This window comes from Microbispora sp. H13382, assembly GCF_014161445.1.
Taxonomy (GTDB): Bacteria; Actinomycetota; Actinomycetes; order Streptosporangiales; family Streptosporangiaceae; genus Microbispora.
On sequence record NZ_JABBXA010000004.1, the window covers coordinates 371,683 to 396,979 of the forward strand.

Here is a 25,297-nt window from a genome sequence, read left to right on the forward strand (position 1 = left end):
GGTACGCCGACAACGTGGCCAAGGACCCCGACTTCAAGACCGCACCCTGGTGCGACATGTTCGTCTCCTGGGCGGCGAACCGGGCCGGGGTGCAGGACCACGTCGGCGAGTTCGCGCTGACCACGCGGCACGCCAAGTGGTTCAAGAAGCAGCACGCCTGGAGCGACAAGCCCGAGCCGGGCGCCGTGGTCTTCTTCGACTGGTCGGGAACCAAGAACGTCCGCGACATCGACCACGTCGGCGTGGTCGAGAAGGTCGTGGGCGGGAAGGTCCACACCATCGAGGGCAACGTCGACGGCGTCTGGCTGAAGCGGAAGGTGCGCGACAAGAGCAAGATCGTCGGGTACGGCCTGCCGCGCAAGGTCAAGGCGACGCCGAAGGCGCCGGTGACGGTCCAGCCCGTGGCCGCGGTGAACGCCAGTGTCCAGGGTCCGGCCGGGCCGACCACCAGGAACATGGCGGCGCAACAGGGGCAGTCTCCCGACGTCGTGTGGTCGCCGGGTGACGCCGTCCTGCCGGCCGGTCTGCTCTTCGCGGTGGTCTCCACCGCCGTGACCGGGCTCCGGGTCAAGGCCGCGGCGGCGCCCTCCGGCGGACGGCACCGCAGGCGCCGCACCCGGTGATCTCCCGCGAGCCCGCGTCGCAGGGGCGACGGGCGGGCGGCGGCCGCCTCACTCCAGGAGGCGCTTCATCTCCTTGATCTCGGCCGACTGGCTGGAGACGACGGACGTCGCCATCCGCCGGGCCGGCTCGTACGCTCCGGCGCGCAGTTCGTCCCGTGCCATGGTCACGGCGCCCTCGTGGTGCCGGATCATCATCGTGAGGAAGGCCCGGTCGAAGGGCCGTCCGGACAGGCCTTCGAGGCGCCGCATGTCCTCGGGGGACATCATGCCGGGCATGGCGTGGTGGGCCGGCGCGGCGCTCTCATCGGGCACCCGTTCGCCCCAGGCGGTGAGCCAGCCGCTCATCGCCTGGATCTCGGCAGCCTGGGCGGCCTCGATCCGCTCGGCGAGCCGCTTGACCCGGGCGTCGGCCGCCCGGCTTTCGGCCAGCTTCGACATCTCCACCGCCTGACGATGATGCGGGATCATCATCTGGGCGAACATGACGTCATGCTCGTTGTGGTCGGCCGCCGGCGTCGTGGCGGCCGGGGCGGCGGGCAGGGCCGGCGTGCCGGCGAAGGCGGCGGCGCCGTACCCGCCCATGCCGCTCAGCAGACCGGCCGCCAGCAGGGCCGAGGGCAGCACGCGTCCCCTCATCACAACCACCTCCGTTTTCGTCCGGACACGGTGATCGGGCCGGAGCGGAGCGGCGGCCCGGCACGCGGAGGCACGCCGGGAGTCGCGGGGCCTGTTCCGCCGCGAGTCCCTCCGCGTGACCGGACCGCGACGCCCTCCGCTCGCCGTCCGCCTCGGGAGACGTGCCCGGCCGGATGCCGGTCATGCCTCCGGGGCCTCCTGCCGGTCGCGAGGCCGCGCGGTCCCCTGGGAAGGCGGCCGGACACACTTCTCGCCGCACTGTCGTGGCGTCCGCCGCTGGAGCGGACATGGGTCCGCTGAGCGGTCGTGTCAGAGGCTTCCGCTGCCGGGCGTCACGCAATGGCGGAGCGAACCTGGGCATCCCGGGTTCTTCCTCTCGCCGTCAGGCGGACAGCGGCACGCCGACAGGGTCTAAAGTTGACTCGGCGAGTTCGAGCGGAAGAGGCGTTCATGGCACGAGGCGACACCGGACCCGACTTCATCGAGGCGCTGGCGCGCGGCCTCGATGTCATCAGGGCGTTCCAGCCGGGGCATCCGGTCATGTCCCTGACCGAGGTGGCGGCCGCGACCGGACTGGCCCGGCCGACCGCGCGGCGCATCCTGCTCACGCTGCAGGAGCTGGGGTACGCCCGGGCGGAGCAGGGCGGTTTCGCCCTCACCCCGCGGGTGCTCGAACTCGGCGTCTCCTACGTCCGCTCGACGGGACTGTGGGAGGTCGCCCGGCCGCACCTGGAACGGCTGGTCGCCCAGACGCACGAGTCCTCGTCGATCGCCCAGCTCGACGGGTCCGACATCGTGTACGTCGCCCGGGTGGCCGTACCGAAGATCGTCGCCCTCTCGGTGCAGATCGGGACGCGGTTTCCGGCGCTGCAGACGTCCCTGGGCAAGGTGCTGCTCGCCGCGCTGCCGCCGGACGAGCTGGAGCGGGTGCTGGCCGAGCCGAGCCGGTCGGGCATCGAGCCGCGGTGGCGGCCCGGCCGGCAGGAGCGCGACGCGATGTTGCGCGAGGTGCGGGCGAAGGGCTGGGCGCTGACCGACGAGCAGCTCGCCCTCGGGATCCGGTCGGTGGCCGCGCCACTGCGCGACGGCTCGGGAAAGGTCATCGCGGCGGTCAACGTGAACAGCCACGCCGCCGAGACCTCGCTGGACAAGCTCACCGGGGAGCACCTGCCCCTGCTGCTCACGACGGCCGGGGCGATCAGCGCCGACTGGGCGCTCTACGAGTCGGTCCCGCAGGTCACGGCATAGCTGAGGGATGTGGCGGCACGGGCGTGAGTGCGAACCTTCCTACTCGGCGTGCTGCCGGCGCACCATCTCGGTGATCCAGACGGGCGCGAACGGAGAGGTGCAGCCCGGGGGTGTCGGGTAGTCCTTGAGCACCTCCAGGCGCTCACCGATGTCGATCGCACGGGCACGGTGCTCGGCGTGCTCGATTCCGATCTGCGCCAGGCAGTGGTTCATCGCCCATTGCAGGCGATCCGGTGCGTTCTTCATCTCCGCCTCGATGACGTCGAGCAGCCCTGCGAGGTCGAGGCCCTCCGGCTTCCTCGTCACGCGTTCGGTGGTCAGCGCCCAGCCCGCACTCGCGACCACCGGATCCGAATCGGCGGACCAGGCCAGGCGCAGCTCTTCGGCGTGCGGGTTCTTCTTCACCACGTAGTTCACGAGCCAGTCATGCACCTTGGGCGTACGCGCCTCGCGCAGCATGGCGTCCAACCCGTCACGCTCGAACGCCTTCGGACGGCAGATCAGGATCGCCAGCAGTCGCGCCGCGGTGTCATCCGTCTCCCAGAGCCGGCACGCGAGTTCCTGCTGCGTCTTCAGCCGCTTGGCGAGCGCGCGCAGCTTGCCGAGGTTCACACCGTGATCGTCACCGTGTCTCTCGTTCACCTCGCGCGCCTTCGGGTCATCGAGTTCGGCCAGCTCGGCCATCACCTCGGCCACCGTCGTCTCGGTCGGCGTCGTTCCGGCCACCTCAGCCTCCTGTCCGTCGAGCTCCCCGGCCCGTCAGAGCGTCAGACATTCCTCAGCGAGCCGCCCAGGGATGAGGACTATTCTGCCCGAGGATGCGCCGGCGGCCTGGCGCTGCCAGGCGGCCGCGGCCTCCTCCAGCGGGACGCGCTCGTGGGCGACGGACAGCCGCCCGGCCGCGGCCTGCTCGGCCACGAACACGATCGAGGCGGCCCGCTGCTCCGGGGTCAGCTCGTTGTTGGTGTATCCCAGCAGCCGCAGCGACCTGCCGCGCAGCGTGGAGGAGTCGATCGGGCAGGTCTCGTCCGCCGAGGAGCCGAGGTTGACCCACCGGCCTCCGGGGCGCAGGGCGCGTGCCGCGGCGGCCGCGGGCGCGCCGAAGAGCGGGTCGAGCACGAGGTCGGCGGGCCCGTCGCAGGCCTCGGCGAAGCGGGCCGCCAGTGTGACGACGTCACCGGTGTCGAGCGCCACCACGGCGTCCGCGCCCGCCTGCCGGGCACGTTCCGCGGCGGCGGGGGAGCGGGCGCCCGCCACGACCCTGCGGGCGCCGGCGATGCGCGCGATCCGTACGGCGGCCTGCCCGACCACGCCGCCCGCGCCGAGCACCACCACCTGTTCGCCGGGGGCGAGCTCGCCGCGCCAGGTCAGCGCCATGTGCGCGGCGACGGCCGAGAGCCCGAGCGCGGCGACCGCGACCGGATCGGCCGCGGCGGGCAGCTCGACGAGGTCGCGGGCGGGCACGGCCGCCACCTGCGCCATGCTGCCGTCGCCGGGCGCCATCCCGGCCGAGGTCGCGAACCACACCGGCCGCCCGTCCGCGATTCCGGCCCCCTGCACCCCCGGCACGTACGGCGTGCGCGGCCGGCCGAAGTAGGACGTGCCGCTCGCGCACAGCAGGTCGAGCGGCGTGACGGGCGCCGCGCCGACCTCGACCAGCGTCTCGCCGGGCCCGGCGGCGGGCACGGGCAGGTCGGCCACCAGCGGCGGCCTGCCGGGTTCCACGATCTGTGCCGCTCGCATGGTCCACCTTTCGCCGAAGCACGTCTGGTCGTGGCACATCTGGGGAAAGCTCGTCGTCATCGGCGAGCGCCGCCGGACACGCCCCGCACGGCCTGCCCGGCGCCTCGCCGCCCCGGCCCGCTCTCGACGGCGGGCAGGTCCGATCAGGTCGCGATGTCGGGGTACGGCATGGCCATGTGGGCCAGCCGCCGGGCGTACTCGGTCTGGAAGCCCAGCGGCTCGTGGTCGCGCTCGAACATCGCGATGAACAGCGTGAGCGTGAGGAAGGGGTGCGCGCCCAGCTCGAACAGCTTCGGGTAGTCGTGGCCGGCCAGGGCCTCGCGCTCGGCGTCCTCGAAGCGCAGCCAGGTGGACGCCTCCCCGCCGTGGCAGCTCAGCAGCCGGTTGGCGTACTCGGCCTCCCACCACTCGACCGTGCCCCGGGGGTCCTCGCGGTAGCGCTCGACCAGGCCGGGGTCGCGGTCCACGGTGAACAGGAACTTGTTCAGCAGGTACTTGCTCACGCCACGCCTCCGTTGGGGTACCAGGTGAAGTAGGCCTCCATGGTGTGGAACAGGTCGTAGGTGTCGACGTAGTCGGCCTTGGCGCCCTCGCCGGCCACGCCCATCATCAGCATGAAGTCCATGAAGCCGTGGGTGGCGTTGCCGGGCAGGTGCAGGCTGTCGAGGGTGACCTCCGACAGGCACCCCTCGATGTCGCCGGAGGAGATCCACTCGACCGCCCTGCGGTCGAACTCGGGGTCGGGCCCGTGCGGGCCGAACTGGCGCGGCCCGCCGAGCTCCAGCGACAGGTGCCCGGTGCCGATCACGGCCACCCGCCTGTCGGCCGGCCACGACTCCACCAGCTCCCGGATCGCGCGGCCGAGCTGCACGAACCGCTTCGGCCGCGGCAGCGGCGGGGCGAAGATGTTGGTGTAGATCGGCACGATCGGCAGGTCGTTCTGCGGCCGCAGCGTGATGATCGGGCAGGTGATCGAGTGGTCGATCCGCAGCTCGTTGGAGAAGGCCAGGTCGAAGCCCGCGTCCAGGCCCTCCCGCAGGATGTACGCCGACAGGTCCTCCTGGCCGGTGAAGAACATCCGGGGCAGGCCGAACTCGCGTTCCTCGTTGTACCAGTTCGCGTCGTAGAACGGCGCCTTGCCGACGAGGAACTGCGGCATGTTGTCGAGCCAGAGCTGGTGGAAGTGGTCGGAGCCGACCATGACCAGCACGTCGGGCCGCGCCTTCGTCAGCGTCTCCCGGAACGCCTCGACCTTGCGCACCCACTCGTCGGCGAACGGCGGGCGGTCCTCGCCGGTGGCCGTGCTGGCGCGGTAGTAGAACGGGTGATGGGTGGACGCGATCACCGCGACCAGTTCAGCCATGCGAACCTCCAGTGGCGTCAGGGGCGTAGGGCTCGGGGTCGACGGACCGGTTGTTGAGGTCCACCGACAGGAAGATCTCGTTCGCCACCGGGCGGCGCAGCTCCTCGGCGAGCTGCCCGATCAGGCCGGCCGTACGGGCGAGCAGGGCGAAGCCGCGCAGCAGTTCGAGCGGCAGGCCGAGGTCGGCGAGCGCCGCGCCGCACACGCCCGCGCCGTTGAGCGGCAGCTTCTTGCCCAGCACCTCGGGATGCACGCGGCCGATCGCGGTGAACAGCGACAGGTGCGGCCCGACCAGGTTCTCCTCGGCGGCGATTCGCAGCAGCCGGGGCGTGCGGGGGTCGCCCTCCTTGTGCACGTGGTGGCCGAGGCCGGGGATGAAGCGCCCCTCCTGCCGCCGGGCCCGTACGGTCTCCAGGGCGAGGGCGTCCCAGCCGGCGTCGTCGGACGGCGGCGGCCCTTCGTGGGCCGTCAGCACCTGGTGCAGGAACCGGCCGCAGTCCTCGGTCACGCCGAGGAAGCGCGACCCGCCGCCGAGCAGCCCGGCCGCGAGCGCGCCCTGGATCGAGTCGGGCGCGGACAGGTACGTCAGCCGGGTGACGATCGCGGTCGGGGTGAACCCGTGGTCGGCCAGCGCGGCGAGCACGGCCTCGAACACCCGGGTCTCACCCGGCGTGGGCCGCCGCTGGGCGGCGAGCCAGAACGCGAGCTCGCCGAACCCGACCTTTCCCATCACGTCCTCGGCGAGGTCGCAGCCGAGCAGGGTGATCGACCTGAGCGAGGACGCTCCCAAGGCCGTGGGGTACGACGGCCGCTCGATCATCTCGGGCCGGTCAGACATCCTCGTTCTCCTCCCGCGTCAGCCATTCGCGCAGCTCGTCTCCGTGCTCGTCCAGCTCCGGCGGCGGCAGCCGGTAGGCGGCGGGGGTCGCGGAGAACCGGATCGGGTGGCGGGTGGTCGGGACGGCCCGGTCGCCCTGGCCCACCTCCACGACCGGGTCGAGCCCGAAGCGCTCGGCCATGGCGAACCCGCCGTCGATGGTGTTGATCGGCCCGCACGGCACCCCCGCCGCGACCAGCAGCTCGAACCACTCCAGCGCGCCGCGCGTGGCCAGCCTCTCGACCAGGATGGGCCGCAGCTCCTCGCGGCGCGCGGTCCGGTCGGCGTTGCGCGCGAAGCGCGGGTCGCCGGCGATCTCCGGGATGCCGAGCACCTCGCACAGCTTGCGGAACTGGCCGTCGTTGCCGGCCGCGACGATGAGGTCGTTGTCGGCGGTGGGCAGCGGCTCGTAGGGGAACACGCTCGGGTGGGCGTTGCCCATGCGGTAGGGGACGACGCCGCCGGCGACGTACGCGGAGCTGTGGTTGACCAGGCCGGTCAGCGCCGAGGACAGCAGGTTGACCTCGACGTGCTGGCCCTGCCCGGTGGCGTCGCGGTGGCGCAGGGCGGCGAGGACGCCGATGGCGGCGTGGTTGCCCGCCATCACGTCGAAGACGGAGATCCCCGCGCGGTACGGCGGTCCCTCCGGGTCGCCGGTGAGGCTCATCAGGCCCGACATGGCCTGCACCATGAGGTCGTAGCCGGGCACGTCACGGCCCGCGCCCGAGCCGAACCCGCTGATCGAGGCGTACACCACGCCGGGGTTGGCCGCGTTCACCGAGGCGTAGTCGAGGCCGTACTTGGCGAGCCCGCCCGGCTTGAAGTTCTCCACCAGCACGTCGGCACGGCGGGCCAGCTCCCGGGCCACCCGGGCGTCCTTCTCGTCACGCAGGTCGAGCGCGATCGAGCGTTTGCCCCGGTTGACCCCCAGGTAGTACGTGGACACGTCGCCGCGTACGGGCGGCGTCCAGGTGCGGGTGTCGTCTCCCCTGGGCCCTTCGACCTTGACGACCTCGGCGCCCATGTCGGCCAGCAGCATCGTGGCGTACGGCCCGGCCAGGACCCGCGAGAAGTCGGCCACCAGCACGCCGGACAGCGGCCCGCCTCCCCGCTCGGGCGCGGTGTCTGTCATCCGGCTCCCCCTTCTTGCTGTGACTGCAGTGTCCGCTGAACGGACATCGGTCCGTGACGCCGATTCTGGCACAGGCGTCTCTCTGGTCAAACGGGGTGGCGGCTACTTCGTCGCAGGATGCAGGGGAAAACGCATGGTTGACAGCGGGGACGGCGCTCGGGAAAGTAACAGCGGATGCGGCACTGACCGTATGGCGGACAACTGTTCGCCGGATGCGGCCGTGCTCGGCCATGTGAGGGTGAGGAGTTCGACGATGAACGAGCCGACCGATTTCGGGCCGGAACGGCCCGTGCTGCTGCGCGGCGGGACGGTGCTGCCGATGGACGACGGGCACAGTGTGCTGCCGGGCACCGACGTCCTCGTCGTCGGCGACCGGATCGCGGAGGTGGGGCCGGACCTGCCCGCGCCGGACGGCGCCGTGGTCGTCGACGCCACCGGCGGCATCGTCATGCCCGGCATGATCGACACTCACCGCCACATGTGGCAGACGGCGATGCGCGGCTACGGCGCCGACTGGACGCTGACGCAGTACTTCGTCTGGTACTACCTGGAGTACGGCAAGCTGTGGCGGCCGGAGGACGTGCACGCCGGCAACCTGCTGGCCGCGATCGAGGCGATCGACGCCGGTGTCACGACGGTCGTGGACTGGTCGCACGGGCTGCGGACCGTCGACCACGCCGACGCGGCCGTCGACGCTCTGCGGGCGGTGCCCGGCCGGTTCGTGCTGGCCTACGGCAACATCCAGGCGCCGCCGGCCGAGTGGACCGGCGCGCCGGAGTTCCGCGACTTCGTCGACCGCCGCATCACAGGCGACGACATGCTGGGCTTCCAGATCGCCTTCGACGTCACCGGCGACCCGGCCTTCCCCGAGAAGCCGGCCTTCGAGGCGGCCCGCGACCTCGGCGTCCCCGTCACGACCCACGCGGGCGTGTGGGGCGCGACCAGCGACGACGGCATCCGGCTCATGTACGAGCACGGCTTCATGACGCCCGAGACGGTCTACGTCCACGCAGCCTCGCTGTCGGCGGACTCCTATCACCGCATCGCCGCCACCGGTGGTTCGATCTCGGTCTCCACCGAGAGCGAGCAGAGCGCGGGCCAGGGCTACCCGCCCACCTGGGCCATCCGCGCGCACGACATCCCGGTCTCGCTGTCGATGGACACGAGCGTCTGGTGGAGCGGTGACCTGTTCTCGGCGATGCGCACCACGCTCGGCGCCGACCGCTCCCGGGAGCACATGGAGGCGCACGCCAGGGGGGAGACGATCACCCACTGCAGCCTGCGCGCCGACCAGGTGGTGGACTGGGCGACGCGCGGCGGCGCCCGCGCCATCGGCCGCGCCGACGACCTCGGCAGCATCGAAGCGGGCCGGAAAGCCGACATCGTGCTCATCAAGAACGACGCGTCGCCCGTGTCGTTCCCGCTGCTCAACCCCTACGGGCACGTCGCGTTCCAGGCGCAGCGCGGCGACGTGCACACGGTGCTCGTGAACGGCCGGGTGGTCAAGCACGAGCACCGTCTGGTCGGCGTGGACCTCGCCGCGGCCCGCCGCGAGGTGGAGCGGACGGTCGAGTACCTGCGCTCGACCCTGGGTGAGGAGGCATGGCAGAAGGGGATGAACCCGGACATCCCCGAGACGAAGATCCTCGACAACCCCTACACGTACACCGACTACCACAGCGCGGCGACGCACAGCCGCTGACCTGGTACGCAGTGCGATCGAACCGGGGGAAACCCTGGGAGATTCATGATTGTTTGCGGTTCTTTGTGAGATTGGCTCACTCCTGGGGTTAATGTGGGCAGCCACCCGCGGAAGCCGTGGAGCTTTCCCCCGTAACGACCGCTGGGAGTTGTCTCACATGCAAGGGCGCGTCCCGTCGCAGACGAGCCAGGATGATCATTTCGGGCAGGAGATCCTCTCCAGCCGGGATGAGCCGTCGGCCACGACCAAGAACAGGAAGCCTCTCGTCATCGCCGCCGCGGCCCTGGTCGCCGTACTGGCCGCCGGGGGAGCGGGCTACGCGCTGCGCGACGGCTCGGGCCCGGCGGACCCGCCCGCCGCGGGCGGCGTGCAACAGTCGGCCCCCGCCCAGGACGGCGGCTCCGCCGGTGACGGCACCGGCGACCAGGCCGGGGCGGAGGGCGGACAGGACTCGCAGGGCTCGGCGGATCAGGGCTCCGGGGACCAGAGCGCGGGGGACCAGAGCGCGACGGGGTCCGGCGGAGACGGCTCCGGTGGCGGCCAGGCGCCCGCCGGAGGCGGCGCGGGCGCCGCGGCCGGGTCCTCGGGCGGCGGCTCCTCCTCCGGGCGGCAGGGCTCCGGCGCGGACCGGGCCGGGACCGGCTCGTCCAAGACGGGCGGTGTCTCGAAGGGCGGTTCGAGCCAGGACCAGGGCGAGGTGCCTGTGGGCGCCGACGGAGCCCCCGGGGTCATTCCCGGCGCCTGCGCCGACTCCGGCTGCTGACCCCCTGCCCGGCCGGCCTCTTCTTGACGGGGTCGCCCTCGCAGGCTGCCGTGCGCGTGATGGCGGCCGGACGGCTGCGCGATGTGGTCAGGAGGACGGGCCGGGCCAGCCGAGCGGGAAGGCGATGCGGGCGGGCGGTTCGCCCGCCGCCTCGTTGAACTCCCTCATGGCGACGATGAGGGCCTGCCGCCGGGACGCCGGCATCCGCGTGAGGATCGCGGCGATCTCCTCCTTGCGCCGGGCGGTGACCTCGTCCACGATGCGCCGCCCGGTGTCGGTCAGCCGCAGCAGGGTCTCCCGCCGGTTGTGCGGATTGACCTCACGCTCCAGCAGGCCGGTGACGGCGAGGCGGTCGGCCATGCGCATGGCGGTCGACGGGTTCACGCCGAGCTTGTCGGCCAGCGTCACCAGCTTGGTCTCCCCTTGTCCGACCACCAGCAACATGCGGAACTGCGGCAGGGTGACGCGGTCCTCCGCGGCGGCGAGGGACCGCGCGGAGACCGCGACGAGCACGCGAGAGGCGGTGAGCACGGCGACGGTGACGGCCTCCAGGTCGTCGCCGGTGGGCTCCTCGTCCGCTTCCTTTGCCATAGGCACCGTTTTTACACGCTCGCTCGCGCCCCCATGTCATTGCACCCTGCAAATAAACGAGTGTCAGCCGAGCGAGGCCAGCAGCTCGTTGCAGGCCTGGGCGCAGCGGCGGCACGCTTCGGCGCACACCCGGCAGTGCTCGTGCACGTGGGCGTGCTGACCACACTCGTCACCGCAGCTGCGGCACGCCTGCGCGCAGGCCTCCAACTGGGCGCGGGTCAGGTTCGCGTCGTAACCGGTGTGCCGCGACAGCACCCGGCCCGTCGTCGCGCAGATGTCGGCGCAGTCGAGGTTGGTGCGGATGCAGCGGACCAGTTCCGCCACCGCGTGCTCGCTCAGACAGGCGTCCGCGCAGGCCGTGCAGGTCTGCGCGCAGTCGAAGCAGGCCTCGATGCAGTTCGCCAGCACCTGCCTGTCCACGCCGCCGAGGTCGGCGGGGTAGGTCTCCAGCATCACTCCGGCGTGTCCCATGGCATCGCTCCTTCCGGTCTCGAACGAGCGGCTCCGTGAAGCGGCGAAGACCCCGGCCGGTGCGGCCGGGCCCGTCGAGCCCCGGCGCCCGGCCGGCTGTCCGATCGGGGTCGTGACGGCCGAAAAGCTCGTTCAGCTCTGGGCCATACCCGCCGGCAGAGACGTAAACGGAGAAGATCCCGTGTGCTGATCGTCTTCCGGGGTAGTCGTGGGGGCACCGGAAATCGTGGAGGGACACCATGGGCTGGAGCTATCGAAAAGCGATCAAGATGGGACCGTTCAGGCTCAACCTCTCACGCGGCGGCGTCGGGCACAGCTTCGGCGGACGCGCATTCCGCGTCACGAAGACGGCGGACGGGCGCCGTACCCTCACCGTGAACCTGCCCGGCGGCTTCCACTGGAGGAAGACGCTCAACTAGCCGTGGGCGGCCGGCGCCTCGGGCGCGCCCCCCGGCGCGCGCCCGCGGGCCCGGGCTCCTCCGATGCCTCTTTGGTCGTGGCTCTGGATACCCGGTGAAACGGCGTCGGCGACCGCCCGGCCGGACGGGGCCGCCATCCGCGCTCGGCGGACGGCACTCACTCCTTGGGGTGCAGGGCCGACGGCTTATGCACCGCGGCCCCGCCGCTCTTCTCGCTGCGTACGAGGAACTGCGGGTCCTCGGGCGAGGCGGCCACGGTGCGGCCCGCCTCCTCCGTGCGCTCGGTGATCTTCTTTTCGACCTTGCCGGTCGCGGTGCCGCCGTGGCTCTTCCAGGTGACCTCGTCTCCGACCGACAGCTCTTCCTTCTTGTCTTTCTCACTCATACGCCCGGCCCTACCCGGGGAAACGCGCCGTCCTCCCGGCATCGCCCCCAAAGGGTTCTTATTCCGGCAAAGCTCCCGTGCTAACCCGCACACGAGCGAGAGCCGGTTGGGGTGATCTCCGTATTGTTGCCACTTCGGCGGGATTACCCCGGTGCCCTCCCGCGCACGGTGGGAGCATGGGGCGGACCGTGCGGCTGACCGCGACCGTCACTTCGGGGGACGGTGGCCTGTACTGCGCGCGGTGCGTCCAGGTCGAGATGGCCTGCGAAGGGCGCACGGTCGACGAGGCGCTGGATCGGCTCCGCCGGGCCCTGGAACATCACTTCACGCATCGGCCGGCGCCGCACCCGCCCCCGAACCCGCCGATCGTGGTGCCGATCGACGTCAGGCTGCCGGACTGAGCCTGCTGGACTGAGCTTGCCGGGTCGCGCCTGCCCGGCTGGGCCTTCCGCGCTCCTCGGGGCTCACCGCACACCAGGCTCAGCGCGGCGCGCGCTTGCGGGTGCGATGGGATCTTTGCGGGTGAAGCGCCCGATCATCATGCTTGACCGGACATTGGTCGTCGGATGCGTGATCACTCCCCGGTGCGGCCCTTACCGTCGTGCTCGTACCATCCATGACCTCGGGGGAGTCTCATGCCTCTCTGCACAGCCGCTGTGCTGGCCGCCGCCCTGCTGTCGGGGCCGGCCGCCGTGCCGCCGGACCCGGCCCCGCCCGGAACGAGGGCCACCACAGACAAGAACAACGCCACGACGCCGTCCACGGGCCGGCCGCAACTCGCGTCGCTGCCCGGAATGGCGCCCCAGGCCGGGGAGTTTCCGTTCCCCATCCCCCAGGCGCCGCCATGGATGGCTCCCAGCGGGACGGACGGCAGGCGGAACGACACGGGCGCCGCTCCTGAATCGCCGGCCGCTCCGAGCTCGACCGGAGCCTCCGGAACGGACGCCGGAAGTCCCGCCCAGACGTCGGGCGACAGGGCGGCCGGAGGGGAGAACACGACCAAGTTCGTTCCGGTGATCGATCCCACGACACGCGACGTCTTCATCCAGCCCGTCCTCGCTCCCGGCGAGGCGCCGAAGCCGTTCACCTTCCGCCCCGTGCAGGGGGTCCAGAACACCAAGTCCTACCCGATGCCCAGGGGACAGCAGAAGACGGCGCAGCAGAAGGCGCCGCGCCACAAGACGGTCACCCGCCCCGGTCGGCACCAGTCGCCGCGGCTGGTGACCCCGCCCCGGACGGCCTGACGGAAGAGGCCCGTGTGAGCGGCCCGTCTGATCGGCCCGCCACACCGGTGCTGAGCCGGTGTGGCGGGCTCTTCCGGTGTCGCCGTCCGCAGGGGTCGGTAGGCGCGGGCGGTCGTGCGGGTGGCACGCCGCGCCCCGCGTCCGGTCCCGGGACCGATCGGTGCGTTCGCTCCGTGTCCCGTCACGCACCCGACCGCCACCCAGCAACGACCTTTCCACGACTAAGGAAGCACGATCATGAATACCCGTCTGCTCGCCCTTGCCGCCCTGACCGCGGCGCTCTCGATGTCCGCGGCCTGCGGCAGTCAGGGCGGCAATTCCGCGGCTCCGGTCGCGGCCAACGAGACCGCCACGGACATGACCACCGAGACTCCCAGCGCGGAGGCGAGTGAGAGCGTCACCCCGTCCCCGTCGGCGTCACCGGCGGTATCCGGGACGCCCGTCGGCGCGGGCTGCTCCTCGCTGCCGGCCTCGGGCAAGGGCAGTCCCGCCGAACTGGCCAAGGTGCCGGTCGGCACCGCGCTCGCCGACATCCCGTCGTTGTCCACGCTGGCGCGTGTGGTGAAGAAGGCCGGACTGGCCGAGACGCTCAACTCCGCCCAGGACATCACGGTGTTCGCGCCCACGAACGACGCGTTCAGCAAGATCCCCAAGAGCCAGCTCGACCAGATGATGTCGAACCGCAAGTCGCTCAGGGGACTGCTGGCCTACCACGTGGTGAAGGGACGCAAGGCGCCGGCGGACATGCACGGCGAGCTGACCTCCCTCGAGGGCCGCAAGCTCACGGTCTCCGGGTCCGACTCCAGCCTCAAGGTCAACGACGCCGCGGTGACCTGCGGGAACATCGCGACGAGCAACGCCACCGTCTACACGGTCGACAAGGTCCTCATGCCGAGGTGACCGTACGTCGCTCCGCGACAGTCTTGTGGGGGTGAGCCGCACCGCGGCTCACCCCCGTTCCGTTTACGGGGCCGTTCTGCGGCCTCGCCAATGGAGGCGGTTCGTCCGGAATCCCGCGCGAATTCCGCGGGCCGTGCGACGGACATACGGTCTTATTTCACGTTTTATCGTCGCTGGCCATGGTGATTCGGCTCGGTGCGTTTCCGGAGCCGGCGAGTAGTGCGTGACCTGCGGCCTATGTCCTGAAGCGGCTGATCCTCTTATTTGACCGGACACTGAGCCTCGGGTCCGTGATCGCCCGGCATCGTGCGCTTACCTTCGTTCTTGTACCGTCCACCAGATTTCGGGGGAAATTCTCATGCCTCTATGTACTGCCGTACTCGCCGCCGCTCTCCTTTCGGGTCCCGCGGGTGCGCCCGCCGACCCGGCTCCGCTGTCCGCCAAGGAGCCGATGTCACCCGGCAAGCAGATCGCCGCGCTGGCGATGAACAACCCGGAGGAGCCCGGCTTCGTCGCGTCGAAGGCCCTGGACATCCTGGACAAGGGCGCGAAGGTCGGCCCGTTCATGGCGGCCGACGACGAGGCCGAGAACCGGGCGAACGGCCCGGCGGCGAACGGCCGTCCCGCCAACCGGCCGGCGGCCGGTGAGCAGGCGAACGCCGGTGCGGGCGCCGGGGCCCAGCGGGGCGACGGCCCGACCGGCGCCGGGCCGAACATCCCGATGATCAGCCGGCCGGGCAACCAGGCGAACGGCACGCAGCCGGCCAACGGCTCCATGTTCACGATGCCCGCCACCGGCAGGAACAACAGCAACGGCGGCGGCGCGCCTCAGGACGTCTTCCTGCACCCCACGTCCAATCAGCCGACGTACTCCAAGATGTCCGGCAACGACTTCACCCGTAAGCCGTCGAGTCGGCAGACCGACGACGAGGACGCCGGCGCCTGGGTGCGGGAGATGCAGGGCTGGGGCATGCAGAAGCCGGGCAAGGCGAAGGCCGCCAAGTCCCAGGCCAAGCCCAAGGCCCAGCCCAAGGCCCAGTCCAAGGCGCCCGTCTCCGACGACTTCTGGAACATGCCGGGCTGGGACTGAGCGCCCGCGCCGTCGTGAGGCGGGGCGGTGACCCGACGGAGGGGTGAGCCGGACCGGCTCACCCCTCACCCGTGTGCGCGGGCCCTGGCGGCCCGGCGCAGGTCGACGACCTCCACCAGATCGGCGAGATCGAGGTGGCCCGCCACCTCCTCGACGGAGGCGCAGTAGCCCACGTGGTAGCCCAGGTGACGGACGCGCAGCAGCCGGCGGCCCTCGATGACGACCAGGTCCACCTCGTGCCCTTCCGAACTCACCCACCTGCGCACGGGGGGAACAGTAGGCAACGACGGGTCATGGGCCGGTAAAGCGGCCCTGGTCGAGCCGGCATGCCGACCAACACGGACATAAGACTGCACGTGCGGGCTCGGTCTCCGGGTATGAGGGCAACCGTCGGGGATCGGGGGACCGGGCCGGGGTGATCGGCATGACGAGCGGATGGACGTTCGAGGGACAGCCCAGCGCCATCGGCGGGGGCGCCATGACGCTCGTGGCCGGGGGATCGTTCTGCGTCTCGGCCCGCAACGGCGACATCCTGCCCGGGTCGGCGCAGGGGATCTACTACGCCGACACCCGGCTGCTGTCCCAGTGGGAGCTGCGCGTCGACGACGGCCCGGTCGAGGAGCTCCAGGTCCTCGCGGGCGAGCCGTACCACGCGACCTTCGTCGGCCGGGCGGCGCCCCGGCCGGGGCAGGCGGAGAGCACGCTGCTGATCGTGCGCGACCGGTACGTGGGCGGTGGGCTGTCGGAGGACGTCACCATCCGCAACATGTCCCACGAGCCGGCCGGCTGCATGGTGACCCTGCACATCGGCTCCGACGTGTGCGACCTGTTCGAGGTGAAGACCCACCGGGTGCACTGGGTGGCCGACGTGACCACTGTGGCGGAGGAACGGTCGCTGCGCATGTTCTCGGTCAGCAAGGCCAGGGGGGTGCGGGTGGCGGCCAAGGCCGACGGCACCCCGGTGATGCCGGTGGTCAACCCTCGCCTGCTCATCTTCCGCGTGGTGGTGCCGCCGCGCGGCGAATGGACGACCTGCGTCAAGGCCAACCCGATCATCGACGGGGTCGAGACCGAGCCGTGGTACTCCGAGAAGCGGCTGTCGCCCGCGCTGGCGCAGCGGGCGGGACAGCTGTTCGAGTGGGACAAGCGCTTGCCCAAGGTCACGGTGACCAACACCGCTCTGGCGGGAATCCTGCGCCAGTCGCACGACGACCTCGGCGCGCTGCGGCTCTTCGATCCCGAGCATCCCGAGCTGCCGCCCACCGTCGCGGCGGGGGCGCCCTGGTTCATGACGCTGTTCGGCCGCGACTCGCTGCTCACCTCCTGGATGGCCCTGCCGCTCGACCCCGAACTGGCGCACGGCACGCTGGGCCGGCTTGCCGCCCTGCAGGGCACCAAGGTCGACCCGCTGACCGAGGAGGAGCCCGGCAAGATCATGCATGAGCTGCGCTACGGCGCCCGGCAGGACGACACGTCGGCCGGCGGGCACGCCTACTACGGCTCGGTCGACGCCAGCCCGCTGTTCGTCATCCTCCTCGGCGAGCTGCGCCGCTGGGGCCTGCACCGGGCGGCGGTGGAGCGGCTGCTCCCGCACGCCGACGCCGCGCTGGAGTGGATCGAGCGGTACGGCATGCGTGACGGGTTCCTGTGGTACCAGCGCAAGACCGACCAGGGCCTGCTCAACCAGGGCTGGAAGGACTCCTTCGACGGCATCAACTTCGCCGACGGCACGATAGCCCGGCCGCCCATCGCCCTGGCCGAGGTGCAGGGATACGTCTACGCCGCCTGCATCGCCCGCCACTACTTCGCCCAGGAGGCGGGCGACACCGAGACCGAGCGGCGCTACCGGGAGCGGGCAGCCGCGCTGCGCGCCCGGTTCAACGAACGGTTCTGGCTGCCCCACCGCGGCTACTTCGCCATCGGGCTCGACCACGAGGGCCGCCCGATCGACGCGTGCGCTTCGAACATGGGCCACTGCCTGTGGTCGGGGATCGTCGACCGCGACAAGGCCGCCGCCGTGGCCGAGCACCTGCTGTCACCCCGGATGTTCACCGGCTTCGGCATCCGCACCCTCGCCTCCGACATGGGCAGCTACAACCCGATGAGCTATCACAACGGGTCCGTCTGGCCCCACGACAGCGCGCTCGTCGCGGCCGGGCTCATGCGCTACGGATTCGTGGACGGGGCCCAGCGCGTCGCCACCGGCCTGCTCGACGCCGCCCGGGCCTTCGGCGACCGGTTGCCCGAGCTCTTCTGCGGGTTCGACCGGGGGGAGTTCGACGTGCCGGTGCCGTACCCGACCTCGTGCTCGCCGCAGGCCTGGGCCTCGGCCACCCCGATCCAGCTCGTACGGCTCCTGCTGCGCATCGACCCGTGGGTGCCGTACGGCAAGGTGTGGATCGCGCCGGCGCTGCCGGAGGGGTTCGGGGACCTGCGCATCTCCGGAATGCCGCTGGCGGGTACGCGGGTCGACCTGGAGGCCAGGGAGGGCAGCGGCGCGGTGCACGTGTGCGGCCTGCCCGAGGGGGTGCGCCTCATCCCGGAGCCGCGCCCGGCGGGGACGTCCGGCGCCCGCTCCTGACCCCCGGCCGCCCCGGGCCGGCCGCCGATCGATCGGGGCATAGTGGAGCCATGGCCGAGGATCTCAACTATTACTCGACGCTCATCGCGGTCGCCGACGACTGCCCGGTGGACGCCGCGGAGGTGCCCAAGCCCAGGGGCGGCAGGCCCACCGTCGCCGTCCTGCAGTACGAACTGATCTCCGGCGCGCCGTACGGCCTGACGCAGGAGGACGTGCTGTTCGAGACCTGGCTGCGCCGGCAGGATCCGCCGCCGGAGGACCTGTCCGAACAGCGGCGCGCGGAACTCAGGAAGGAGTTCTTCTCCCGTTCCCAGGCCTGCCTGCGGGCCTCGCCCCTGCCCAAGAAGCACGGCTGGGGGCTGCTGTTCGACCGGGACGGCCGGATCGCGCTGTGCCCGATGGAGTCGGAGGAGTACCGGCGCCTGGTGGAGGGCCGGGCCGGCGGCCCGGGAGACAGCGATACGGGTGACGGCGGCGTGCGCGTGCTCAAGGCGATGCGCTCGCGCCGCTCCTGACGCCGTCCGTCCCCACGGGCGGGCCGCGCGGGTTTGCCGGGACCGGCCGGGGGTACGCCCGGTTGTTCCGCAGAGGTCGGCAGAGTCGGCAAAGGTCAGCAAAGGTCGGCAGGCAAAGGTCGGCAAAGGTCGGCGGAGTTCATTGGAGTTCAGCGCGGTTCAGCCGGGCGCGGCCGGGGAGGGCGGGCGTCATGAGCGGAGTCGAACTCAGCGTGCGGATCCCCGTCGGCGGGGTCGTGCTCGACGCGGACGTCGTGGTTCCCGGGGAGGCCAGGGGGGCGGTGCTGTTCGCCCACGGCAGCGGCAGCGGCCGGCACAGCCCGCGCAACCGCTACGTCGCGGGGGAGCTGCAGCGGGCCGGACTGGCCACCGTCCTGGCCGACCTGCTCACAGTGGAGGAGGAGCGCGCCGACGCCGTCACCGGCCACCTCCGCTTCGACATCGGCCTGCTGGCGGAAAGGGTGGGCGGGCTGGCCGACCGGCTGCCCGGGGACGAGGGCGTCGGCGGCCTGCCCGTCGGGCTGTTCGGCGCGAGCACGGGCGCCGCCGCCGCGCTCGTCGCCGCGGCGGCGCGGCCCGGCGGCGTCGGGGCGGTGGTGTCCAGGGGCGGCAGGCCCGACCTCGCGGGGGACGCGCTCCGCTCGGTGCGCCAGCCGACGCTGCTGATCGTGGGGGAGCGCGACTCCGTCGTCCTCGACCTCAACAGGACGGCGATGCGGGCGATCACCGCGCCGGTGGAGCTGGAGATCGTGCCCAGGGCCACGCATCTGTTCGAGGAGCCGGGCGCCCTGGAGACGGTGGCGCGGCTCGCCCGCGACTGGTTCCTGCGCCACCTTGCGGGTGGAGCGCCCCCCGCCTGAGCTGCCCCGCTACGATCTGACCTCATGGAACAGCGCGTGTTGGGCAGGACGGGCAGGCAGGTTGGCGTCGTCGGGCTGGGAGCCTGGCAGCTCGGGGCCGACTGGGGCGAGGTGAGCGAGGCGGACGCCCTGGCCACGCTCAACGCCGCGGTCGACGCCGGGACCACCTTCATCGACACGGCCGACGTTTACGGCGACGGCCGCAGCGAGAAGATCATCGGGAAGCTGCTGAAGGAGCGGTCCGGCCTGACCGTGGCCACGAAGATGGGCCGCAGGGTGCAGCAGACGCCCGACGTCTACACCCTCGACAACTTCCGCGCCTGGACCGACCGATCCCGGGCCAACCTGGGCGTCGACACGCTCGACCTGGTGCAGCTCCACTGCCCGCCGAGCGCCGTCTTCGACACCGACGAGGTCTTCGACGCGCTCGACACGCTGGTCTCCGAGGGCCGCGTCGCTGCGTACGGCGTGAGCGTGGAGACGGTGACCGAGGCCCTGACCGCGATCGCGCGGCCCGGCGTGGCCACCGTGCAGATCATTCTCAACGCCTTCCGGCTGAAGCCGCTGGACGAGGTCCTGCCCGCCGCGGAGAAGGCCGGTGTGGGCATCATCGCCCGGGTTCCGCTGGCCAGCGGCCTGCTGTCGGGCAAGTACGGCCCGCAGACGGTCTTCTCCGAGGACGACCACCGCAACTTCAACCGTCAGGGCGAGGCGTTCGACGTCGGCGAGACCTTCTCCGGCATCGAGTACGGCGTGGGCCTCCAGGCCGTCGACCGGCTGCGCGGCCTCGTGCCCGAGGGCATGACGATGGCGCAGTTCGCACTGCGCTGGATCATCGACCAGCCCGGGGTCAGCGTCGTGATCCCCGGCGCCCGCAACCCCGGCCAGGCCGAGGCGAACGCGGCGGCGGCGCGGTTCCCGGCGCTGCCGGCCGAGACGCACGACACGGTCCGCGAGGTCTACGACGACCTGATCCGCCCGCAGGTGCACCACCGCTGGTGACCCCGCCGTCGCGGCGTGCCCGCGGCGGATGAGTCCCGCGTGGGCCGGGGGCATCCGATCAGGGGGATCCGCTCGAATCACCCTGTGTGGAGACGTGGGATGCCACAGAGAAGAGGGCGGCCGAGGCTGACGGCACGCCCGCCGGGCGGCGCGGATCACGCCGGCCGCGACTGACGGGCCCGTGGCAGGCCCGGCCGCGCCTCAGCAGGCTGAGGCAGGCCCGGCCGCCCGGCGGGTCGCGGCCGAACGCGGCCGGCATGGCCGGGGCGGACGGCGTGGTCGGCATGGCCGGCGCGGTCCGCATGGTCCGCCTGGTCGGTGTGGTCGCGCTGGCCGCGATGACGGCCGCCCAGATCGCGACGGGGCTGCGGCCCCACGACCTGCGCCTCACCACCGTGGTCGTGGTCCTGCTCGCGGTGAGCGCGCTCGCCTTCGCCGCGGCGGCGTACGGCCCGGGCAGGGCGGCGGGCGCGTTCGCGGCGGCGGTGACGGCGGGCTTCGCCGCCGAGTGGGCCGGCACCAGGACGGGGCTGCCCTTCGGCGACTACCGCTACACCGACGCCCTGTGGCCGCGGCCCGGGGGCGTCCCGCTGGTCGTCGCCCTCGCGTGGGGCGGCATGGGCCTGGCCGCCCACGCCGTCGCCCGCCGCGTGGCGCCGCGCGGCCGGCTGATCCCGATCCTCGCGGGCGCCCTGGCGCTCACCGCCTGGGACCTGTTCCTCGACCCGCAGATGCTCCGGCTCGGGCTGTGGGTCTGGGCGGAGCCCGGGCCGTACCGCGGTGTGCCGCTCGGCAACTTCGCCGGGTGGCTGCTGGTGTCCCTCCTGGTCATGACGCTCATTGACCGCCTCACGGGCCGTACGGACGGCGGCCGGGCGGGGGCCACCGGGCTGGTCGTCCTCTACACGGTGATGGCGGCGATGGAGACCGTCGGCTTCGCCGTGGTGTTCCGGCCGCCCGATCCGTTGGTGGCCGCCGCCGGAGGGCTCGCGATGGGCACGTTCGCCCTGCTCGCCTGGGGGCGCGCATGGCGGAGGTGATCGTGGTCGGGGGCGGCGTCGGCGGCATGGTGGCCGCCCTGCTGCTCGCACGGGACGGGCACGAGGTGCGCGTCTACGAGCGGCTGCCCCGTCTGGGCGGCAAGCTGGCCGAGCACAGGCGGGACGGCTTCACGTTCTCGATCGGCCCCTCGCTGCTCACGCTGCCCGGCCTCTTCCTGGACCTCGGCGTCCCGCTCGACCTGCTCGAACTCGACGAGCTGTGCCGCTATCGCTGGCCGGACGGCTCGGCACTGTCCACCTACCGCGACCCGGAGCGTACGGCGGAGGCGGTGGACCGGCTCGCGCCGGGCGAGGGCCGCCACTGGCGGGCCTACCACCGCTGGGCCGGGCGCTGCCTGGACGCCTCGATGCGCACCTTCTTCGCGGGACCGCTGTCCGGACCCGTCGTCGAGCCGCCGATCCCGTGGTCCGGACGGCGGGCCGCCGGGATCACGGGCGGACGGCCGGGCGCCGGGCGGCGCGGCCCCGTCCCGCGGCCCCGGCCGGGCGACCTGCTCGCGGTCGCGCCCGGCCGCACCCTGGACGCGCTGGCCGGCCGGTTCTTCCGGGACGCCCGCCTGCGTCAGTACGTCGGCCGCTACGCCACCTACGCCGGGTCGAACCCCTACCGCGCGCCCGCCGCGCTGGGCTGCGTCCCCGCCATCGAGCACGGAGACGGCGGGTGGTACGTGCGGGGCGGGCTGCCCCGCCTCGCCGACGCGCTGGCCGCGTCGCTCGACAAGGCGGGCGTCGACGTTCACCTGGAGACCGAGATCACCGAACTGATCCCGGGCCCGGGGCGGGTCGGCGGCGTCCGCACGGCCCGGGGCGAGGCGGTCCGGGCCGACATCGTGATCGTCAACGCCGACGCGGCGGCCCTGTACGGGCGGCTCCTGCCCGACCGCGCCCGGCTTCGCCGGATCGCCGGGCTGGGCCTGTCGTCGTCCGCCTTCCTGCTGCTCGCCGCGGTGGAGGGGCGGACCGAGGGCATGCCGCACCACTCGGTGGTGTTCTCCGCCGACTACCGGCGCGAGTTCGGCGACATCTTCGACCGGCGGCGGCCGCCGGAGGACCCCACGGTGTACATCGCCTGCCCGGTGGCGGACGACCCCACCCAGGCTCCCGCGGGCGCGGAGAGCTGGAGCATGCTGGTGAACGTTCCCGCCGGCGACCCCGCGCGCTGGCCGCTGCCGCCCGAGGCGTACGCGGAGCTCGTCCTCGGCCGTCTGGCGAGCAGGGGCCACGACCTGTCCGGACGGCTGCGCTTCCTCGACCTGCTGACCCCGGCCGACCTGCGCGACCGGTACGGCGCGTGGGGCGGGGCGATCTACGGCGGCGCCTACGGCGGCCCGCTGGCCCCCTTCCGCCGTCCCGGCAACCGGGGGCCGCTGCGCGGCCTGTACCTCGTCGGGGGGTCCGCGCATCCGGGAGGCGGGCTGCCGCTGGTGGCGATGGGCGGCCGGATCGTGGCCGCGCTGGTGCGCCGCGACTTCCCCAGCTCCGCACGTCGCCCGGGGAAGGCACACCCGTGAGAACCAGCGCGGCCAGGACGGTCGGGTGCACTCGGGCCGGACGGGCCGGTTGGGCCGGGACCGCCGCGCGGGTGCTCGCCGCCGCCCAGGCCGTGGCGGCCCTCGTCGTGGTGGCGCGGCTCGCCCGCGGCCGCCGGCGGCTCCCGCCGCTCACCGCGCCCCTGCCGGACCCGCCTCCCGGCGCCGGCGGCCCGCCTGGTGGCGGGTGTCCGGGCATCTCGGTGGTCATCCCCGCCAGGGACGAGGAGCGGAGGCTCGGGCCCTGCCTGCGGGCGGTGCTGGCCGACCCCGCCGTCACCGAGGTCATCGTGGTGGACGACGAGTCCTCGGACGGCACCGCGCGGATCGCCGCCGCCTGCGGGGCGACGGTGGTGCGCGGACGCCCGCTGCCGGACGGCTGGGTGGGCAAGCAGTGGGCGCTGCACCAGGGGCTGTCGGAGGCGCGCGGCGAGATCGTGGTCACCCTGGACGCCGACACCCGGCCCCGGCCGGGCCTGTTCGGCGCGCTCGCCGCCGCCCTCCGGGACCACGACCTGGTCAGCGCGGGCCCCCGTTTCGTCTGCGAGGGACTCGCCGAGCAGGCGCTGCACGCGTCGTTCCTCACCACGCTGGTCTACAGGTTCGGCCCCATCGGTCCTCCCGCCCCGCCGCCGCCCCACCGCGTGGTGGCCAACGGCCAGTGCCTGGCCTTCCGGCGGGAGGCGATGCGGCGGGCCGACGGCTTCGCCCGGGTGCGCGGGCACATGACCGACGACGTCGCCCTCGCCAGAGCCCTCGCCGCCTGCGGCTGGAGGGTCGGCTTCCTCGACGCGGGGGGCCTGCTGGAGGTCGATATGCACGAGTCGGCGGCCGACGTGTGGCGGGAGTGGGGGCGCTCGCTGCCGCTGCGCGACGTCACCCGCCCCGCCTGGCAGGCGGCCGACCTCGCCGTCGTCTGGCTCACCGCCGCGTTGCCGGCGCTCCGCCTGGCCGCCGGGCGGCCGACCCGGCTCGACCTGGCGCTGCTCGCCGTACGGGTGCTGCTCACCACCGCGCTGCGGCGCAGCTACGCCCGGCCGGGCGCGGGCGTGGCGCTGTCGTTCCTGCTCGACCCGGCCACGGCCGTACGGCTGACGCAGGCGACGCTGCGGCCCGTCAGGACCTGGCGGAGCCGCGCCTACCCCGTCTACCCCGCGGCGGGGGCCGGCGCCGTCAGGCGCGGCGCGCGGCCAGCGCCGCCTGCCCGAAGCGCAGCCCGATGAGGCACATGAGCGCGCCGGTCGCGGCGACGTGGCCGATCGGCGCGAACGGCAGTTGCAGCAGCGGGATCGCGAACACCCCGGCCCGGGCCCCGGCCGCGAACGACCGGGTGAGCAGGAAGACCACCCCGAGAACGGCGAGCGCGAGCCCGAACGCGGGCGGGCAGATCACCGCGATGCCGCCGGCGAAGGTCAGCACCGACCGCCCGCCGCGGAACCCGGCGAAGACCGGCCAGGCGTGCCCGATCATCGCCGCCCCCACCGCCAGGTACGCCGTGGGGACGCTCGGGCCCGCGACCACCCCCGGCCCGGTGGTGTGGGCGCCGCCGGCCAGCAGGCCGAGCAGCCCGGCGAGCACGCCCTTGGCCATGTCCCCGGCGAAGACCGGCGCCGCCGTCCGGCCGCCGAGCCGTTCGCGCACGTTCCAGAAGCCGGGGTTGCGGTCGCCGATCTCCCGGGGATCGACGCCCCGCCGCCCCGCGACCAGCACCGCGACCGGAACCGAGCCGAGAAGGTAACCGCCGATGAGCGCCACCAGCAGGGGGATGAGCGGCGGGAGCGTCGTCACGTTCCACCTCCAGCGATACGCGGACCGGGGGGCCATGCGTCACATGGCCTTCGACCGCCCGGTGCTGCGCCGCACCGGGGGGCTGCTGTTCTGGCGGCTGCTCGGCTCGGGCCGGGGAGCGTCGACGACCCTCGGCGCCGACCTGCGCCGCTGGGCGCTGCTCGCCGTCTGGCGGGACGAGCGGGCGCTCGAGGAGTTCCTGGCACGCTCGCCGATCCCCGCCAGGTGGCGGCGCGAGGCCGTCGAGGCCTGGCACGTACGGCTCGCGCCGATCGCCTCGCGCGGGCGCTGGAACGGGGTCGAGCCGTTCACACCCGTGTCCCGGCTGCCCGGGCCGCCCGGCCGCGCGGGGTCCCACGCCACGGCGGGGCCGGAGGACGGCCCCGTGGCGGTGCTGACCCGGGCGTCGATCCGGCCGTCGCGCCTGGTCGCGTTCTACCGGTCCGTGCCCGCCGTCGAGCGGTGGCTGCGGGCCCAGGAGGGCTGCCTCGCCTCCGTCGGGCTGGGGGAGTGGCCGCTGGCCCGGCAGGCCACCTTCTCCCTGTGGCGCGACGCCGCCGCCGTCCGCGCGTTCGCCTACGCCGGGCGGGCCCACCGCGAGGTTGTCGAACGGGTCCGCGCCCACGACTGGTACTCCGAGGAGCTGTTCGCCCGGTTCATTCCCTATGCGAGCGTGGGCACCTGGGGCGGCGCCGACCCCCTCGCCGGTCGTCGAACCGCACAGTGAACCGCACAGTGAACCGCCCCGGTCTCCTCGTGGGCCGGGGCGGCGCC

Annotated in this window: 29 protein-coding genes; 17 read left to right on the forward strand and 12 right to left on the reverse strand. The window is 73.0% G+C overall.

The features are described from left to right. Window positions 1-14 precede the first annotated feature (14 nt). Entirely contained in the window at window positions 15-623 is a 609-nt protein-coding gene (locus HHX41_RS11420; RefSeq protein ID WP_182905916.1) for a CHAP domain-containing protein, read from the forward strand. Between the two features lie 48 nt (window positions 624-671). Here HHX41_RS11420 and HHX41_RS11425 read toward each other — a convergent pair whose 3' ends face one another. Next, entirely contained in the window at window positions 672-1,259 is a 588-nt protein-coding gene (locus tag HHX41_RS11425; RefSeq protein ID WP_182905917.1) for a DUF305 domain-containing protein, read from the reverse strand. A gap of 450 nt (window positions 1,260-1,709) precedes the next feature. On the opposite strand from HHX41_RS11425, the gene HHX41_RS11430 reads away from it, so the two are divergent. Continuing rightward, a complete protein-coding gene (locus tag HHX41_RS11430; RefSeq protein WP_182905918.1) occupies window positions 1,710-2,507 on the forward strand; it encodes an IclR family transcriptional regulator C-terminal domain-containing protein in 798 nt (265 codons plus the stop codon). Between the two features lie 39 nt (window positions 2,508-2,546). On the opposite strand, the gene HHX41_RS11435 is transcribed toward HHX41_RS11430, so the two are convergent. The 6 genes from HHX41_RS11435 to HHX41_RS11460 all read right to left on the reverse strand — a co-directional run bounded on the left by HHX41_RS11435 (window position 2,547) and on the right by HHX41_RS11460 (window position 7,622). Next, a complete protein-coding gene (locus HHX41_RS11435; RefSeq protein WP_220503981.1) occupies window positions 2,547-3,191 on the reverse strand; it encodes a DNA alkylation repair protein in 645 nt (214 codons plus the stop codon). 75 nt (window positions 3,192-3,266) lie between these two features. Then, window positions 3,267-4,250, reverse strand: a complete 984-nt coding sequence (locus HHX41_RS11440) for a zinc-binding dehydrogenase (protein ID WP_182905920.1) — start codon at window positions 4,248-4,250, stop codon at window positions 3,267-3,269. A 143-nt stretch (window positions 4,251-4,393) separates the two neighbouring features. Then, window positions 4,394-4,753, reverse strand: a complete 360-nt coding sequence (locus HHX41_RS11445; protein ID WP_182905921.1) for a hypothetical protein — start codon at window positions 4,751-4,753, stop codon at window positions 4,394-4,396. Beyond that, window positions 4,750-5,613 (reverse strand): extradiol ring-cleavage dioxygenase, encoded by an 864-nt coding sequence (locus HHX41_RS11450; protein WP_182905922.1) that lies wholly within the window; start codon window positions 5,611-5,613, stop codon window positions 4,750-4,752. The genes HHX41_RS11445 and HHX41_RS11450 overlap by 4 nt, the downstream gene beginning before the upstream one ends. Next, complete coding sequence (locus HHX41_RS11455) at window positions 5,606-6,451, reverse strand: citryl-CoA lyase (protein WP_182905923.1); 846 nt, start codon at window positions 6,449-6,451, stop codon at window positions 5,606-5,608. The genes HHX41_RS11450 and HHX41_RS11455 overlap by 8 nt, the downstream gene beginning before the upstream one ends. Next, entirely contained in the window at window positions 6,444-7,622 is a 1,179-nt protein-coding gene (locus HHX41_RS11460) for a CaiB/BaiF CoA-transferase family protein (protein ID WP_182905924.1), read from the reverse strand. Before HHX41_RS11460 ends, HHX41_RS11455 begins: the two co-directional genes overlap by 8 nt. Before the next feature lie 253 nt (window positions 7,623-7,875). On the opposite strand from HHX41_RS11460, the gene HHX41_RS11465 reads away from it, so the two are divergent. Continuing rightward, window positions 7,876-9,324, forward strand: coding sequence for an amidohydrolase family protein (locus tag HHX41_RS11465; RefSeq protein WP_182905925.1), 1,449 nt, complete (start codon window positions 7,876-7,878; stop codon window positions 9,322-9,324). Between the two features lie 157 nt (window positions 9,325-9,481). After that, complete coding sequence (locus HHX41_RS11470) at window positions 9,482-10,087, forward strand: hypothetical protein (RefSeq protein WP_182905926.1); 606 nt, start codon at window positions 9,482-9,484, stop codon at window positions 10,085-10,087. Window positions 10,088-10,174: 87 nt separating this feature from the next. On the opposite strand, the gene HHX41_RS11475 is transcribed toward HHX41_RS11470, so the two are convergent. Together HHX41_RS11475 and HHX41_RS11480 are read right to left on the reverse strand one after the other, a co-directional pair. After that, window positions 10,175-10,678 carry a MarR family winged helix-turn-helix transcriptional regulator gene (locus HHX41_RS11475; protein WP_169983168.1) on the reverse strand — a complete coding sequence of 168 codons (504 nt, stop codon included), beginning with the start codon at window positions 10,676-10,678 and terminating at the stop codon, window positions 10,175-10,177. 63 nt (window positions 10,679-10,741) lie between these two features. Beyond that, window positions 10,742-11,149, reverse strand: a complete 408-nt coding sequence (locus tag HHX41_RS11480; protein WP_169983167.1) for a four-helix bundle copper-binding protein — start codon at window positions 11,147-11,149, stop codon at window positions 10,742-10,744. A 239-nt stretch (window positions 11,150-11,388) separates the two neighbouring features. Between HHX41_RS11480 and HHX41_RS11485 the strand changes: the two genes are divergently transcribed. After that, window positions 11,389-11,568 (forward strand): DUF4236 domain-containing protein, encoded by a 180-nt coding sequence (locus HHX41_RS11485; protein ID WP_169983166.1) that lies wholly within the window; start codon window positions 11,389-11,391, stop codon window positions 11,566-11,568. Between the two features lie 157 nt (window positions 11,569-11,725). Here the strand turns inward: HHX41_RS11485 and HHX41_RS11490 are convergent, their stop codons facing one another. Further along, a complete protein-coding gene (locus HHX41_RS11490) occupies window positions 11,726-11,953 on the reverse strand; it encodes a DUF2945 domain-containing protein (protein ID WP_182905927.1) in 228 nt (75 codons plus the stop codon). A gap of 176 nt (window positions 11,954-12,129) precedes the next feature. Here HHX41_RS11490 and HHX41_RS11495 point away from each other — a divergent pair, with 176 nt between their 5' ends. The 4 genes from HHX41_RS11495 (at window position 12,130) to HHX41_RS11510 (ending at window position 15,187) form a co-directional block, all read left to right on the forward strand. Next, window positions 12,130-12,354, forward strand: coding sequence for a type II toxin-antitoxin system HicB family antitoxin (locus HHX41_RS11495; protein ID WP_169983164.1), 225 nt, complete (start codon window positions 12,130-12,132; stop codon window positions 12,352-12,354). 234 nt (window positions 12,355-12,588) lie between these two features. After that, window positions 12,589-13,197: a hypothetical protein gene (locus HHX41_RS11500; RefSeq protein WP_182905928.1), complete on the forward strand. Its 609-nt coding sequence runs from the start codon at window positions 12,589-12,591 to the stop codon at window positions 13,195-13,197. 237 nt (window positions 13,198-13,434) lie between these two features. After that, window positions 13,435-14,097, forward strand: coding sequence for a fasciclin domain-containing protein (locus HHX41_RS11505; protein ID WP_182905929.1), 663 nt, complete (start codon window positions 13,435-13,437; stop codon window positions 14,095-14,097). A 358-nt stretch (window positions 14,098-14,455) separates the two neighbouring features. Then, on the forward strand, window positions 14,456-15,187 hold the full coding sequence (locus HHX41_RS11510; protein ID WP_182905930.1) for a hypothetical protein: 732 nt from the start codon (window positions 14,456-14,458) through the stop codon (window positions 15,185-15,187). A 65-nt stretch (window positions 15,188-15,252) separates the two neighbouring features. On the opposite strand, the gene HHX41_RS11515 is transcribed toward HHX41_RS11510, so the two are convergent. Further along, window positions 15,253-15,453, reverse strand: a complete 201-nt coding sequence (locus HHX41_RS11515; RefSeq protein ID WP_169983160.1) for a transposase — start codon at window positions 15,451-15,453, stop codon at window positions 15,253-15,255. A gap of 158 nt (window positions 15,454-15,611) precedes the next feature. Here HHX41_RS11515 and HHX41_RS11520 point away from each other — a divergent pair, with 158 nt between their 5' ends. The 7 genes from HHX41_RS11520 to HHX41_RS11550 all read left to right on the forward strand — a co-directional run bounded on the left by HHX41_RS11520 (window position 15,612) and on the right by HHX41_RS11550 (window position 23,958). Beyond that, the gene (locus HHX41_RS11520) at window positions 15,612-17,768 is read left to right on the forward strand and encodes a glycogen debranching N-terminal domain-containing protein (protein WP_182905931.1); all 2,157 of its coding nucleotides are present in this window, start codon (window positions 15,612-15,614) and stop codon (window positions 17,766-17,768) included. A 50-nt stretch (window positions 17,769-17,818) separates the two neighbouring features. Next, window positions 17,819-18,283 carry a DUF6157 family protein gene (locus HHX41_RS11525; RefSeq protein WP_220503939.1) on the forward strand — a complete coding sequence of 155 codons (465 nt, stop codon included), beginning with the start codon at window positions 17,819-17,821 and terminating at the stop codon, window positions 18,281-18,283. Between the two features lie 191 nt (window positions 18,284-18,474). Further along, a complete protein-coding gene (locus HHX41_RS11530) occupies window positions 18,475-19,143 on the forward strand; it encodes a dienelactone hydrolase family protein (protein ID WP_182905932.1) in 669 nt (222 codons plus the stop codon). Window positions 19,144-19,167: 24 nt separating this feature from the next. After that, a complete protein-coding gene (locus tag HHX41_RS11535; protein ID WP_182905933.1) occupies window positions 19,168-20,145 on the forward strand; it encodes an aldo/keto reductase in 978 nt (325 codons plus the stop codon). Window positions 20,146-20,402: 257 nt separating this feature from the next. Next, window positions 20,403-21,185 carry a carotenoid biosynthesis protein gene (locus HHX41_RS11540; RefSeq protein WP_259400868.1) on the forward strand — a complete coding sequence of 261 codons (783 nt, stop codon included), beginning with the start codon at window positions 20,403-20,405 and terminating at the stop codon, window positions 21,183-21,185. Continuing rightward, window positions 21,173-22,717, forward strand: a complete 1,545-nt coding sequence (locus HHX41_RS11545; RefSeq protein ID WP_220503940.1) for an NAD(P)/FAD-dependent oxidoreductase — start codon at window positions 21,173-21,175, stop codon at window positions 22,715-22,717. The genes HHX41_RS11540 and HHX41_RS11545 overlap by 13 nt, the downstream gene beginning before the upstream one ends. Continuing rightward, entirely contained in the window at window positions 22,714-23,958 is a 1,245-nt protein-coding gene (locus HHX41_RS11550; protein WP_182905934.1) for a glycosyltransferase family 2 protein, read from the forward strand. Before HHX41_RS11545 ends, HHX41_RS11550 begins: the two co-directional genes overlap by 4 nt. Here HHX41_RS11550 and HHX41_RS11555 read toward each other — a convergent pair. Then, window positions 23,909-24,523, reverse strand: a complete 615-nt coding sequence (locus HHX41_RS11555) for a glycerol-3-phosphate acyltransferase (protein ID WP_310741930.1) — start codon at window positions 24,521-24,523, stop codon at window positions 23,909-23,911. The genes HHX41_RS11550 and HHX41_RS11555 overlap by 50 nt on opposite strands. Here HHX41_RS11555 and HHX41_RS11560 point away from each other — a divergent pair. Continuing rightward, window positions 24,480-25,250, forward strand: coding sequence for a spheroidene monooxygenase (locus tag HHX41_RS11560; RefSeq protein WP_259400869.1), 771 nt, complete (start codon window positions 24,480-24,482; stop codon window positions 25,248-25,250). The genes HHX41_RS11555 and HHX41_RS11560 overlap by 44 nt on opposite strands. Window positions 25,251-25,297: the final 47 nt, after the last annotated feature.